The 13,796-nt window shown below is 42.6% G+C and carries 16 protein-coding genes and 1 riboswitch; of the genes, 13 read left to right on the forward strand and 3 right to left on the reverse strand.

Features of this window, described 5'->3' with window-relative positions:
• Window positions 1–147: 147 nt before the first annotated feature.
• Both NST73_RS05785 and NST73_RS05790 read right to left on the reverse strand, forming a co-directional pair.
• A complete protein-coding gene (locus NST73_RS05785) occupies window positions 148–912 on the reverse strand; it encodes a lytic transglycosylase domain-containing protein (protein ID WP_008348461.1) in 765 nt (254 codons plus the stop codon).
• A 25-nt stretch (window positions 913–937) separates the two neighbouring features.
• Complete coding sequence (locus NST73_RS05790; protein WP_025207157.1) at window positions 938–1,513, reverse strand: CYTH domain-containing protein; 576 nt, start codon at window positions 1,511–1,513, stop codon at window positions 938–940.
• 217 nt (window positions 1,514–1,730) lie between these two features.
• Between NST73_RS05790 and NST73_RS05795 the strand changes: the two genes are divergently transcribed.
• From NST73_RS05795 to NST73_RS05810, 4 genes are all read left to right on the forward strand, one after another.
• Complete coding sequence (locus tag NST73_RS05795; protein WP_340940637.1) at window positions 1,731–2,096, forward strand: hypothetical protein; 366 nt, start codon at window positions 1,731–1,733, stop codon at window positions 2,094–2,096.
• A gap of 33 nt (window positions 2,097–2,129) precedes the next feature.
• Window positions 2,130–2,759: a GTP pyrophosphokinase family protein gene (locus NST73_RS05800; protein ID WP_008348457.1), complete on the forward strand. Its 630-nt coding sequence runs from the start codon at window positions 2,130–2,132 to the stop codon at window positions 2,757–2,759.
• A 65-nt stretch (window positions 2,760–2,824) separates the two neighbouring features.
• Complete coding sequence (locus tag NST73_RS05805) at window positions 2,825–3,625, forward strand: NAD kinase (RefSeq protein ID WP_008355343.1); 801 nt, start codon at window positions 2,825–2,827, stop codon at window positions 3,623–3,625.
• 17 nt (window positions 3,626–3,642) lie between these two features.
• Complete coding sequence (locus NST73_RS05810; RefSeq protein ID WP_342499550.1) at window positions 3,643–4,536, forward strand: RluA family pseudouridine synthase; 894 nt, start codon at window positions 3,643–3,645, stop codon at window positions 4,534–4,536.
• Window positions 4,537–4,576: 40 nt separating this feature from the next.
• Here the strand turns inward: NST73_RS05810 and prpE are convergent, their stop codons facing one another.
• Window positions 4,577–5,320: a bis(5'-nucleosyl)-tetraphosphatase PrpE gene (prpE, locus tag NST73_RS05815; protein ID WP_335352294.1), complete on the reverse strand. Its 744-nt coding sequence runs from the start codon at window positions 5,318–5,320 to the stop codon at window positions 4,577–4,579.
• Between the two features lie 160 nt (window positions 5,321–5,480).
• Between prpE and NST73_RS05820 the strand changes: the two genes are divergently transcribed.
• The 9 genes from NST73_RS05820 (at window position 5,481) to fabI (ending at window position 13,699) form a co-directional block, all read left to right on the forward strand.
• Window positions 5,481–7,328 carry a monovalent cation:proton antiporter family protein gene (locus NST73_RS05820; protein WP_007498989.1) on the forward strand — a complete coding sequence of 616 codons (1,848 nt, stop codon included), beginning with the start codon at window positions 5,481–5,483 and terminating at the stop codon, window positions 7,326–7,328.
• A gap of 53 nt (window positions 7,329–7,381) precedes the next feature.
• Window positions 7,382–7,491: riboswitch (TPP riboswitch) on the forward strand.
• 78 nt (window positions 7,492–7,569) lie between these two features.
• On the forward strand, window positions 7,570–8,280 hold the full coding sequence (tenA, locus tag NST73_RS05825; RefSeq protein WP_017367022.1) for a thiaminase II: 711 nt from the start codon (window positions 7,570–7,572) through the stop codon (window positions 8,278–8,280).
• The gene (gene tenI, locus NST73_RS05830; RefSeq protein WP_342499451.1) at window positions 8,255–8,872 is read left to right on the forward strand and encodes a thiazole tautomerase TenI; all 618 of its coding nucleotides are present in this window, start codon (window positions 8,255–8,257) and stop codon (window positions 8,870–8,872) included. The genes tenA and tenI overlap by 26 nt, the downstream gene beginning before the upstream one ends.
• Window positions 8,856–9,968, forward strand: coding sequence for a glycine oxidase ThiO (thiO, locus tag NST73_RS05835; protein ID WP_342499452.1), 1,113 nt, complete (start codon window positions 8,856–8,858; stop codon window positions 9,966–9,968). The genes tenI and thiO overlap by 17 nt, the downstream gene beginning before the upstream one ends.
• Window positions 9,965–10,168 carry a sulfur carrier protein ThiS gene (gene thiS / locus NST73_RS05840; RefSeq protein WP_017367025.1) on the forward strand — a complete coding sequence of 68 codons (204 nt, stop codon included), beginning with the start codon at window positions 9,965–9,967 and terminating at the stop codon, window positions 10,166–10,168. Before thiO ends, thiS begins: the two co-directional genes overlap by 4 nt.
• 4 nt (window positions 10,169–10,172) lie before the next feature.
• Window positions 10,173–10,940 (forward strand): thiazole synthase, encoded by a 768-nt coding sequence (locus NST73_RS05845; RefSeq protein ID WP_342499453.1) that lies wholly within the window; start codon window positions 10,173–10,175, stop codon window positions 10,938–10,940.
• Window positions 10,937–11,950, forward strand: coding sequence for a thiazole biosynthesis adenylyltransferase ThiF (locus tag NST73_RS05850; RefSeq protein WP_342499454.1), 1,014 nt, complete (start codon window positions 10,937–10,939; stop codon window positions 11,948–11,950). The genes NST73_RS05845 and NST73_RS05850 overlap by 4 nt, the downstream gene beginning before the upstream one ends.
• Before the next feature lie 17 nt (window positions 11,951–11,967).
• Window positions 11,968–12,774 carry a bifunctional hydroxymethylpyrimidine kinase/phosphomethylpyrimidine kinase gene (thiD, locus tag NST73_RS05855; protein ID WP_047945548.1) on the forward strand — a complete coding sequence of 269 codons (807 nt, stop codon included), beginning with the start codon at window positions 11,968–11,970 and terminating at the stop codon, window positions 12,772–12,774.
• Between the two features lie 148 nt (window positions 12,775–12,922).
• Window positions 12,923–13,699, forward strand: a complete 777-nt coding sequence (gene fabI, locus NST73_RS05860; RefSeq protein ID WP_003211867.1) for an enoyl-ACP reductase FabI — start codon at window positions 12,923–12,925, stop codon at window positions 13,697–13,699.
• Window positions 13,700–13,796 lie beyond the last annotated feature (97 nt).

A 13,796-nucleotide genomic window follows, 5' to 3' on the forward strand; every position in this document is an offset into this window, starting at 1 on the left:
TACTCAATTCCACAAACAAACCGCTTTGGTCCTTTGGGAATAGTGAGGGAGACAGGGTCCGTGTTCAATTGACCATATCATAACACATTCAGTCAAAAAAGGGTGAAAAGCGACATACAAAAAACCGAAGAGGTTATTCTCTTCGGTTTAGGCGAAATATTGAGCTGTGATTTTCTTTACATAATTTTGTGTTTCTTTAAATGGAGGAATGCCTCCGTACTTATCTACATTCCCTGAGCCTGCGTTATAAGCGGCTAAGGCAAGTGAGACATTTCCATTATATTTTTGCAGCATTTGTTTTAAATACTTCGTTCCGCCTTCAATGTTTTGGGCTGCATCAAAGGCATTGTTCACGCCAAGTGATTTAGCAGTAGACGGCATAAGCTGCATCAGTCCAAGTGCACCAGCATGGCTGACAGCATTCGTGCGATAACCGGATTCTTGCTTGATCACTGCGTGGATCAGCTTTTCTGGAACTCCGTGCTTTTGAGCCATTTGTGAGACGATCTGATTAATCTCTTTTGATGAAGAGCCTGAAACAGCTTTTTGAAGCGGCGGTGTGTAGCTGTTATTTAAGACGTTTCCAATACCATTTGCGGTATTCAATTGGCTGTCATTTGCATAAAGAGACTGAGATTGAAGCTGTTCACTGCCCGCTATCGCAGATAAATATGGATTCATGCGTGCATATTGCGTGTTCGGAGACGTTGATGGGTCCGATCCCATGAAAGCAGAAATGGAAAGCGGGAGACGAGATAATTCTGATCCGCCTAAAAAATCTTGCAACAGCGACTGGAATGAAGTCTCAGCGCTTGATTCTTGTCCAGCTGTGAGTTGTGTTTGTCCATTATCAGATTGTAACGTTTTGAGTGCTTGAAGCTGCATAAAGGATTGAAGTTGATTGACGTTCATCATGTTCCTCCTTCAAGGAATTCATCTATTCTTTTGTTTTCATTTTTTCTTCATAAAAACGTACGACTTTGTTTTTCGTGTGTCTTGGTGGGATTTGAAATAGCTGAAGCAATGCTGTGAAAGCGGCTTGTCCAATGTCTAAATCGCTCACTTCAAATTCAAGTTCATAGTCCTCTACTGTTAAATATCGGCTATGATCCAAAACAATTAAGCCTTCTTTGATCATTTTTTCTGCTCTTGACGTTTCCAGTGAACCAAAATACACGATTTGATCCTTTTGAATGTGAAGGTGTACTAATCTGTCTGCCACTTCACCTTCTGGCAGGTGGAAATGTTCAAGACTTTCGGGAGGATCGATCGTTTGGTGAGTTTCCAAAAGGCCGATCTCATGCGGTTCCTTTAATGTGAGGACCCATTGCCCGCCTTTTTCTCTCATTCGTAATGCAGCGAATTTGGATTTTATATCAAATTGAGGTGTATCAAAATAATAGTTGGTTTGAGTGTGGAAGTCCTCGTCCTTTAATTGAAAATATTCTTTTAGCTGTTCAAATTCTTCTTTCATTAATAATTGTTTTAGTTCTATCTCAATTTCCTGTGCCATTTTGACATCAACCTTTCATTTAGAGGAAATATGATTATTGTACATGAAAAGCTTCTTTTTTTCTTATTTATTCCTTAAAAAGAGACGTATATAGATGTTAAATGAGGCAAAATGAACAACGAAATGGAGAAATCAAATTTTCTCAAAAAGTTCGGTTTATCAATATTGAACTTGATATGATAAAATAAAGCTGTACTTTGTTGTAAAGGAGATCATGATGCAAAACAGAATTGAAATCACAGAAGCAACTTTAAAAGAAGACAGGCTGATCTTGACGGTCCAGTCAGATGAGCAAATTCAAAAAGCAAAAGCATCAGGACAAATGCTTGTTGATTCTGATCACTTTGCGTTCGTTTACATACTTGAGACTGAGGAGTCTTTTACGTATCTTATTTTAGGAGAACATACATGGACTCCATTAAAAGAAGCAATGAATCGTGAAATCCCTGTCTATTTGGCGGCGGAAGAGCAAACGCTAGAACTCATTCAACTTCATCAGGAATTAAACTATTTAATCGACAATATTAAAGACAATGCCAATTACGGAGATATGGAAGAGAAAGTGAAGAGCACATTCCTCTGAAATAATTAGGTATTTGGAATTGGGGGAAGTTTCATGGACAAAAAACAATGGGATCAATTCCTCGCACCATATAAGCAAGCAGTCGAAGAATTAAAAGTGAAACTAAAAGGCATTCGAAAACTGTATGAATTTGAGGATGACCATTCACCAGTAGAATTTGTCACTGGCCGAGTGAAACCCGTTGCCAGCATATTGGAAAAGGCAAAGCGTAAAAACATCCCGATGCATGAGATTGAAACGATGCAGGATATTGCAGGGCTTCGCATTATGTGCCAATTTGTAGAAGATATACAAGTCGTCAAGAAAATGCTCCAGTCACGAAAAGATTTCGTGGTTGTAGATAAACGCGACTATATTGCAGAACATAAAGAAAGCGGATACCGCTCGTACCACCTTGTTGTGTTATATCCGCTACAAACGATCAATGGAGAGAAGCAGCTCCTCGTCGAAATCCAAATCCGTACATTAGCCATGAATTTTTGGGCGACCATCGAGCATTCTCTGAATTATAAATATAGCGGGAATATCCCGGAGAAGGTCAAGCAGCGCCTTCAAAGAGCTTCTGAGGCAGCATCTCTTCTTGATGATGAGATGTCTGAAATCAGAGGGGAAATTCAAGAAGCGCAAGTGGCATTTTCCCGGAAAAAGAAAAACGATAGCTGAGCCTAAGCTTGATCAAATATGATGCTGCTTTCTCGTCGCAGCAAGGTGGAAAAGGAGAAGAATTCATGAAATTTGCAGTTTCTTCGAAAGGGAATTCTGTATCTGACACACTTAAAAATAAAATACAGACCTACTTATTGGATTTTGGAATGGAATTAAATGAAGAGGAACCCGATCTCGTCATTACAGTTGGCGGAGACGGAACCCTTTTATACGCTTTTCACCGGTATAGCAACCGTCTGAACGAAACCGCTTTTGTCGGCGTACATACAGGCCATCTTGGTTTTTATGCGGACTGGGTCCCGAGTGAAATTGAAAAGCTTGTGTTAGCCATTGCCAAAACGCCTTATCATATTGTGGAATATCCGATTCTTGAAGTCATCGTCAGGTACAACGATGGGGGCAGGGAAGAAAAATATTTAGCAATGAATGAATGTACGATTAAAAGTATGGAAGGTACACTTGTGGCAGATGTTGAGATTAGGGGTCAGCTTTTTGAAACATTCAGAGGAGATGGTCTTTGTTTGTCTACACCATCTGGCAGTACAGCCTATAATAAGGCACTTGGCGGGGCTATTATTCACCCATCCATTAGGGCGATCCAGCTGGCAGAAATGGCTTCAATCAACAACAGAGTGTTTAGAACGGTCGGTTCGCCGCTCATTTTGCCCGACCACCATACGTGTGTGATCAAACCGATTAATGATGTGGATTTTCAGGTGACGATAGATCATTTGTCGCTGCTGCATAAAGATGTGAAATCCATTCAATGCCGAGTGGCAGACGAGAATGTCCGGTTTGCCCGATTTAGACCATTTCCGTTTTGGAAAAGGGTGCAAGATTCCTTTATCGGCAAAGGAGAATAAGAAAGAGGTTGTTCTCGCTGGAATACTTTAAGATAAACAAAACCATATCAGCCAAAGAAGAAGGCAGGCTGCTGAAGGACTATTTAATCGATCTTGGCATTTCAAAACGAATGCTGACAGATATTAAATTTGATGGCGGTGACCTTCTGATTAATGGAGAGCATGTGACCGTGAGATATGAGCTACGCGAGGGAGACAGGCTCACCATTTTATTCCCCGAGGAAAAAGTGAGTGAAGGGCTAAAACCTGCGGCCATTCCGCTTGATATTTTATTTGAGGACGAGCACGTGCTTGTGCTGAATAAAAAGCCGTATATCCCATCGATTCCTTCTCGAGAGCACCCTGAGCATAGTATTGCAAATGGGGTGCTTCACCATTATGCTGAGCAGTCCGTTCGGCTGACTGTCCACTTGGTGAACCGTCTTGATCGTGATACTTCTGGTGTCATGTTAGTCGCTAAACATCGCTTTGCACACAGCCTTTTATCAAAGGCGCAGAAAAAAGGGGAAGTCAAGCGAACGTATAGAGCCCTTACACATGGCATGATCACGCAAAAGGCAGGAACAATTAGAGCAAAAATTGCTCGAAAAGGGGACAGCATTATTGAACGAATGGTGGATGAATCTGGTCAGGAAGCCGTAACACATTATACGGTGCGGGCGGTACATACTCATTTAGATATGTCTGAAGTGTCCCTTATCCTTGAAACGGGAAGAACTCATCAAATTCGTGTTCACATGCAATTCCTTGGTCATCCGCTTGTTGGAGATACGCTATATGGTGGAACAAGCGAGAGAATAGGCAGGCAGGCACTTCATAGTGAAACCCTTGTTTTTCCGCATCCGATAACAGGGGAGTCCATGACCTTTTCGGCTTCTTTGCCGGATGATATGACATTATTGCTTCAGTAAACAAGTAAACCCGGTCACCTGTCATGGTGGACCGGGTTTTTTATTGCGTGAAAAGCTGAAATCTTGAATCATCATATGGCATAGATGAAGGAACAGATACTGTCTCAAGCTCTGGATATCTAAGGGCAGAGAGCTTGTGGCCAAAGACGCAGCCTGTATCAATGTTAACCGTTCTACCGATAAATCTTGGTTCTTTTACGGGTGTATGCCCGTACACAATCCATGGTTTTCCGTGATATTCCTTTGCCCAGTCCTTCCTGACAGGTCGACCGTCTGGCCATGTTTCTCCGGTGACTGCTCCAAATAATAGATAAGACCTCATCTGTTTGTTCGGTTTTTTGCCAATATCCTTTTCCTTCATCGCTGCGTGTGCAATGATCAGTTCATTCGGAATCAGTACATCATAAAGCGGTGCCTTTTCAAATAAATGTTTAAATTCACGTGATAAAATGGTTTGTTCATCATGCGGCAGGTTTTTGATTTCGTTCACCGTTGTTTCAATGCCATGCAGTAATTTTACGGGATTTCCTTTCAAATAGCGATACAGCTTAAAACAATGGTTGCCAGGCACATAGCGGATTGCGCCCTTAGAATAGGCGTGTATGACAAATTGCATGACGGCAACTGATCGAGGGCCGCGGTCTGTTAAATCACCAACAAGGGCCAGTGTTCTCTTATCAGGGTGGACAGGTAGTCCATGTTTGAGTTCGTATCCTAGTTTGTGTATGAGGGTAAGTAGCTCTTCGTAGCAGCCGTGGATATCGCCGATGATATCGAATTTCATAAAGGTTCCTCCTGATTTTTTCATCCATTGATCGGATATAAAGAAGTTTGAATTTTAGAAAATATAACGAATGGCTTTCATTTATTTTAAGCAATTGTTAGAATCAATGCTTTAACGTAAAACTTAAAAATTAAACAAGAATGTTAGGAGGCTTTAGCCAATGGAGCATACATCTGTTTCATCACTCGTTGTCGTTATTATTGTAGCCTTTTTCACCCCCATTTTATTGCACCGATTTAAGCTGACCATCCCGGTCGTTGTCGCTGAAATCATCATGGGGCTCATCATTGGAAAAAGCGGTCTTCAACTAGTTGTTGAACACGACGCATGGCTAGATACGTTATCCATGCTAGGTTTTATTTTTCTTATGTTTTTAAGTGGACTTGAAATAGATTTTTCTTCTTTTGAATCAAAGAAGAAAGCGCGAGAACTGCCAAATGGTTTAAAAGAACCGAATACATTTAAAACAGCGACCATTATTTTTGTTGGCGTATTTTGTATGTCCTTTATCCTGTCTTATGCGTTTGTCCTTGCAGGATTTATTCAAAATGCCTTTTTAATGACGCTTATTATTTCCACCATCTCATTGGGTGTCGTGGTTCCTACCTTAAAAGAGGAAAAGTTGATGCAGACGAATATTGGTCAAATCATTTTGCTTGTAGCCGTCATTGCTGATTTGGTGACAATGATTTTACTTGCTGTGTTTTCCTCCATTTATGGCGATGGAACAGGGAACATGTGGTTGCTCTTATTATTATTTGCGGCAGGTATTCTTCTTTATTTATTTGGCCGGGTATTTAAGACAAAGTCCATTTTTCAGTCCATGTCAAAAGGAACGGTGCAAATTGGGACAAGAGCCATCTTTACTCTCATTATAGTCTTAGTTGCCTTATCTGAATCACTCGGTGCTGAAAATATTCTTGGGGCTTTTTTAGCAGGTGTGCTTGTGTCTCTTCTTTCACCTAATAAAGAGCTCGTACAGCAGCTGGACTCGTTTGGCTATGGATTTTTAATTCCGATCTTTTTTGTGATGGTCGGTGTGGACCTGAATATATGGTCACTCTTTAAAGATCCAACCATCATGATCATGATTCCGCTGCTGTTTATCGCATTATTGCTTAGTAAACTCGTTCCGATTCTTTATTTAAAAAAATGGTATGACATGAAAAAAGTCATCGGTTCTGGTTTTTTATTAACCTCGACGTTATCCCTTGTCATTGCTGCTGCAACGATTGGTGAGCGGCTTGGTGTCATTGATCATAAAATGTCAGGAGCCCTTATTCTAGTCGCTGTGCTCACGAGTGTTTTAACACCTGTTTGGTTTAAGGCGTTATTTAAACAAGAACGTGAAACCAATCATAAAAAGCGTGTGACGTTTATTGGAGCGAATCAGCTGACGTTACCTGTGACGCTTGATTTGCATCAGGATGAATATGACATCCGTATTTTACACGTCTTTCAGGAAAATAAAGAAGCCTTGCTTGCTGACTCCATCTTTGAAGTTGAAGCGATTGAACAATATGACGATGATACGCTCAGGCAGGCTGGCATCGGGCAAGAGGATGTGCTCGTTGTGGCTACAGGCAGTGAAACGAAAAATAAGGAAATTGCTTTATTTGCAAAAGAAGAAGGGTCTAAACAAGTCATTGCAAGTGTTAACAAAGCGGAAGCCGAGCTGACTTTAAAGGAAGCAGGGATCGATACCTTTTCTAACTTCTTATCATCTAAAACGGTGCTGAGGGCATTGATTGAAGCACCTGATGCGATTCGCTTGTTAACAAATGAGGATTCTTCTTTGTATCAAATTCAAATGAACAATCATCGGTATCATAATGTCATGCTGAGGGAATTTCCTTTTACCGGCGATTTGGTGTTTGTCCGTATTTTTAGAGGAATTGACAGCTTAGTACCGCATGGGGATACGACGCTTAGAAGCGGTGACCGCGTGCTTGTGTCTGGCTCCCGGGAGTATGTGGCAGGACTTAGAGCCCAATTAGAGTTGCAATGAACCCTTGACCGATGAACAAATCCTGATTAAGATAGAGGTACAACAATATATGTTTGATCCACTAGGGGAGTCCTTTAAAAGGGCTGAGATAAAAGTGTAGACTTTTAGACCCTCATTACCTGAACAGGTTCATACCTGCGTAGGGAAGTGGTGCGGTGTTTGACTATGCTTTTTACAAATTCCAAACCACTTTCCACGCGGAAAGTGGTTTTTTTATATGGAAAAACAGGAGGAGAGGAACATGACATTTTCGAACGAATGTAAAGAAGCAGCAGCTAGATGGTGGAATGGGAGCTTTACACACCCTTTTGTGAAAGGGATTGGTGATGGCACACTTTCACTCGATCGTTTCACTTATTATGTGATGCAGGATTCGTACTATTTAACTCATTTTGCAAAAGTACAATCGTATGGAGCCGCTATTAGTGAGGACTTACATACGACAGGCAGAATGGCATATCATGCGCAGGGTACGTATGAAGCAGAGCTATCACTGCATAGAAAGTTCACAGAACTGCTCCAGATATCTGATGAAGCGCTGGCAAACTTTAAACCTTCTCCAACTGCTTATGCATATACCTCGCATATGTACCGATCTGTGAAAAGCGGTCGTTTTGAAGAAATTTTAGCCGCATTATTGCCGTGCTACTGGCTTTATTATGAGGTAGGAGAAAAACTGAAACAAACAACACCTGACCATCCGATTTATCAAGAATGGATTTTGACATATGGCGGGGATTGGTTTAAAGAGCTTGTTTTTGAACAGGTGAACCGTTTTGATGAACTTGCAGAAAAAGCGCCAGAACATGTGCGGGCTAATATGAAAGAAAATTTCGTGATTTCAAGCTATTACGAATACCATTTCTGGGAGATGGCGTATGAAAAAGAAATGTGGCAGACAGCATGCTTAGATGGGGTTGGTGCAAATGGAACTCCATGCAGTGACAAATGATACGCTTCCTGTCAGGGAGCTCATCAAGCAAATAAAAGACATTGCGTCTGAAGTAGACTTTATTCATATTCGTGAACGATCGAAGGCAGCAGGTGAGCTGGTTCACCTCGTGAAACAACTACTAGCAGAAGGTGTTCCGAAAGAAAAGCTGATTATAAATGACCGAGTTGACGTTGCGCTGCTGACCAATATTCACCGGGTTCATCTTCCAGGACACAGCTTTTCGCCAAAGGAATTAAGACAAAAATTTCCTCACCTCCATGCGGGAGTATCGGTTCATTCGATAGAAGAAGCCAAAGCAGCAGAGAAGAACGGGGCAGAGTATGTCATGTTTGGGCATGTGTATGATACCGCATGCAAACCCGGACTTCAGGCGAGAGGCATAAAGATTGTGGAAGACATGACTTCTGAGCTGTCCATTCCAGTCGTTGTCATTGGTGGAATCACACCAGAACGACTGCCAGAATTGATGCATGTTGATTTAAAGGGAATAGCCGTCATGTCGGGAATTTTTGCTCATCCTCAGCCGCGCAAAATGGCGCAAACATTTTCTGAAAAGCGAAAGGAGAATCCTTATGAACAAGCATTATGATGTTGCAATCATTGGTGGTGGAATCATAGGGATGTCGATCGCTTATCACCTTGCAAAAGCAGGAAAGCAGATTGTCTTATTTGAGGCAAATGAGATCGGGAAGCAAACGACGAGTGCGGCTGCTGGCATGCTGGGTGCTCACGCTGAAGGAGAAGGTGATGAAGATATTTTCTTTCAAGTAGGCAGACAAAGTCAGGTTTTATATGAAAAATTAACGGTCGACCTTCAGCATGAATCGGGCATTGATATTCGGACATCAGTGGGCGGGATTATGAAGGTGGCTTTTACAGAACAAGAAAAGCGAGCGCTTTGCCGGATGCAGCATTTGCCCACATTTGAATGGCTTGAAGCAAGCAGCGTAAAAGAACGTATGCCTCAAATAGCAGATGACATCGTAGGAGCAGGCTTGATAGCAGATGATGTACATGTCGAGCCATATGCGGTATGCAGGGCTTTTTGGCAGGCGGCTGTTCGGCACGGAGTGGATGTGAAGGAGTTTACCCCCGTTATCGATGTGAAGAGGGGAAAAGAAACTTTGACAGTCAGTACAGCTAAAGGCATCTTCACATGTGATCATCTGACTGTAGCAAGTGGTGTATGGTCAGGCCGTTTTTTAGAAGAACTGGGGTTATCAAATTCTCTCTATCCTGTAAAAGGAGAATGCGTGTCTGTTTGGAATAACGGTCCAGCGCTTGCACACACCATCTATCATGATCATTGTTATATCGTTCAAAGGGATAGCGGTAAGCTAGTGATTGGTGCAACGATGAAACCGAATGACTGGCAGGCCGTTCCGACACTTGGCGGTATTGAAGCAGTTATTCACAAAGCATCTCAGCTCATGCCTTCTATTCGAGAGATGCCGATTGATCAATGCTGGGCAGGTCTACGGCCAGCGACAAGCGACCGGCACCCCTATATCGGAAAACATCCGGAAGACGAGCGTATTCTTTTTGCAACGGGACATTACCGAAATGGCATTTTACTTGCGCCGATTACGGGGGAAATCATTCGCGGCTTGATAGTAGGCGAGTCTGTGAATAAGGAATGGCTTCATGCGTTTCGTATTGGGCGAAAGGAGGCATTGTTTGTATGAAAATTCAATTGAATGGAAGAATGGTTGATTTCGATAAGGAAAATGGCACGATTTTTGATCTGCTATCAGCCTATCAACTTGAAAACCGAGTGGTGATCGTTGAAAAAAATCAAGAAATTATAGATAAAGAAGCCTTTCAACAGGTAAAAATTCAACCAAATGACACGATTGAAATCGTTCACTTTGTAGGAGGAGGATGACACCATGCTGCGCATTGGCGGAAAAACATTTACATCAAGACTATTACTAGGGACAGGAAAGTATCCATCATTTGAAGTTCAAAAAGAGGCGGTCAACGTATCAGAAGCTGAAATTTTGACCTTTGCTGTGCGAAGAATGAACATATTTGAACCATCACAGCCTAATTTTTTAGAGCAGCTCGATTTATCAGCCTATACATTGCTGCCAAATACTGCCGGGGCAAGTACAGCGGAAGAAGCGGTGCGGATTGCCTGTTTAGCGAAAGCTTCTGGACTGTGTGACATGATCAAAGTAGAAGTCATTGGCTGTTCAAGGTCACTTCTGCCAGATCCAGTCGAAACGTTAAAAGCATCTGAAATGTTATTAGAAGAAGGTTTTATCGTGCTGCCATATACGTCAGATGATGTGGTGTTGGCAAGGAAATTAGAAGAACTTGGTGTCCATGCCATTATGCCAGGTGCTTCTCCAATCGGTTCAGGTCAAGGGCTTTTAAACCCTCTGAATCTATCGTTTATTATCGAACAGGCAAAGGTGCCAGTTATTATTGATGCGGGTGTAGGTTCTCCGAAGGATGCTGCTTATGCGATGGAATTGGGCGCTGATGCTGTATTACTGAATACAGCCGTGTCTGGCGCAAAGGACCCTGTGAAAATGGCTAAAGCGATGAAGCTGGCGATTGAATCTGGAAGACTCGGGTTCGAGGCAGGCCGTATTCCACTCAAAAACTATGGAACAGCCAGCAGTCCGCAGGAAGGAATGCCAGCATTTTGAGCACACGTTATTCACGCCAAGAGCTTTTTAGGCCTATTGGAGAGGAAGGACAAAAACGGCTACATGCCTCAAAGGCCGTCATTATTGGGGCTGGGGCACTTGGAACAGCTAGTGCCGAAATGCTCGTTCGTGCCGGCGTAGGATCTGTCACCATTTTGGATAGAGATTATATTGAATGGAGCAACCTGCAGCGTCAGCAGCTATACACAGAACAAGATGTTCTTGATCGGCTGCCAAAGGCTGTGGCTGCTGAGAAAAGACTCAAGCAGGTGAACAGTGATGTTCACGTGAGAGGAATCGTCCTTGACGTGACCGCTCAAAATATTGATGAGTACGTCAGCGGGGCATCCATCATCGTGGATGCAGCGGATAATTTTGAGGTGAGAATGATTGCGAACGATGCAGCCGTCAAACATCAAATTCCGTTCCTTTACGGAGCCTGTGTAGCAAGCTACGGTATTCAATTCACAGTGATTCCTGGTGAAACACCATGTTTACACTGCCTACTTGAGCATTTACCTGCACAAGGCATGACATGTGATACAGCAGGAATTATTAGTCCAGTTGTGCAACAGGTTGCGGCCTATCAAGTGGCGGATGCACTGAAGCTTTTAACAGGACACCAAATCACTCCGGTATTAAGATCGTTTGATTTATGGACAAACGAGCGATCTGACATACGATCCGTTTCGTCTTTAAAAAAGAAACAATGCCCAAGCTGCGGTCTTAAGACATATCCATTTCTATCATATGATCAAAGAGCAAAAGCAGATGTATTATGTGGACGAAATACCGTACAAATTCGCAGTGCACTAGGGGCACCCCCGGCGCTGCATGAAGTAGCCCGTCAGCTAAAGAAAGCAGGAATGGATGTGCTGGAAAATCCTTATTTACTTTCGTGTCAGAAGGATGAGTACAAGCTCGTTTTATTCAAAGATGGCAGAGCGCTTGTACATGGGACAAATGATATTGCGAAAGCGAGAACGATTTATCATCAATGGATTGGCTAATGAGAGGGTGAGATGACATGACGATTAAAAAAGCATTAACCATCGCAGGTACTGATTCTGGTGGTGGAGCAGGTATTCAAGCAGACTTGAAAACCTTTCAGGAGCTTGGTGTGTACGGAATGTCCGCCATTACGGCCATTACAGCTCAAAACACACTTGGTGTTCACGGTATTTATCCACTGTCTATCGAGGCGCTCGAAAGTCAAATTGATGCAGTAGCAGAAGACTTGTTGCCAGATGCCGCTAAAACAGGGATGCTGTGGAGTGCCGACATGATCAGTGTCGTTGCTGAAAAGACGAAGCAATATGACTTGAAACTAATTGTCGATCCAGTCATGATTGCCAAAGGCGGCGCTTCTTTATTAAATGAAGATGCGGTCTCTGCTATGAAAACACAGTTACTACCTGTCAGTTATGCAGTCACACCGAATCTCCCTGAGGCAGAAGTGCTGACAGGCATGCGCATTCAGACAAAAGACGATCGCCATAAAGCAGCAGAACGACTTTATGAGCTTGGCACGTCCTATGTTGTGATCAAAGGAGGTCATAGCCCTTCAGACGGCCTCATTACAGACCTTTTGTACGATGGAAAAAGCTTTTTTGAACTCAGTAATGAACATATTGATACACCACATACACACGGAACAGGCTGTACATTTGCAGCGGCATTAACGGCAGAAATAGCAAAAGGTCGTTCCATGAAGGAAGCCTTTGAAACGGCAGAAACCTTTGTCCATGAGGCGATCAAATTCCCTCTGAATATTGGCGCTGGGCACGGACCGACTAACCACTTTGCTTATCAGCAAAACAGAGTCAAAGCATAAAAAGAAGACTGTCTTCACTTGTGAGGGCGGTCTTTTTGCTGAAATAAAAACTTTCTTTCAGCAAAATTGTCAATATCTCATGATTTGTGATAAGATTATGATCAGGTACTAATACTATGTCTTGAAAAAATAGGAGGCTTTAATACATATGAACTTTTCTTTAGAAGGCCGTAATATTGTGGTGATGGGTGTTGCCAATAAACGAAGCATCGCTTGGGGAATTGCTCGTTCACTTCACGAAGCAGGAGCTCGTTTGATTTTTACTTATGTTGGAGATCGTCTGGCAGAATCAGTAAAAGAGCTAGCAAGCACGCTAGAGCGTGATGATTCCATTATTCTTCCGTGTGATGTGACAAGTGATGAAGAAATCGAAAAATGTTTTGCAACGATTAAAGAAAAAGTACAAGTCATCCATGGTGTTGCACATGCGATTGCATTTGCGAACAAAGAAGAGCTTGTCGGTGAATATTTGAACACGAACCGTGAAGGTTTCCTTTTAGCGCACAACATTAGTGCCTATTCACTAACAGCTGTAGCAAAAGCAGCACGTCCGCTCATGACAGAAGGCGGAAGCATTGTCACACTTACTTACCTAGGCGGAGAGCGCGTTGTCTCTAACTACAATGTCATGGGTGTAGCAAAAGCAGCCCTTGAAGCAAGTGTGAAATACTTAGCAGCTGATCTTGGAGCGGAAGGCATCCGTGTGAACAGCATTTCTGCTGGTCCAATTCGTACGTTATCTGCAAAAGGAATCAGCGGCTTTAATACGATCCTGAAGGATATTGAAGAGCGTGCACCGCTTCGCCGTACAACGACTCCTGAAGAAGTTGGCGATACAGCACTATTCTTATTCAGTGATTTATCGCGCGGCATGACAGGTGAGAATCTTCATGTTGATTCTGGCTTCCATATCATTGCCCGCTAAACGAATAAATGATTTGCAGCATACCAATCACTGGTATGCTGTTTTTTATTTTTCTTCTGATTTGGGGTGTCCTCTCATATATATAAGGAATGAATCA

This window comes from Bacillus sp. FSL W7-1034, from assembly GCF_038593365.1.
Classification (GTDB): domain Bacteria; phylum Bacillota; class Bacilli; order Bacillales; family Bacillaceae; genus Bacillus; species Bacillus altitudinis.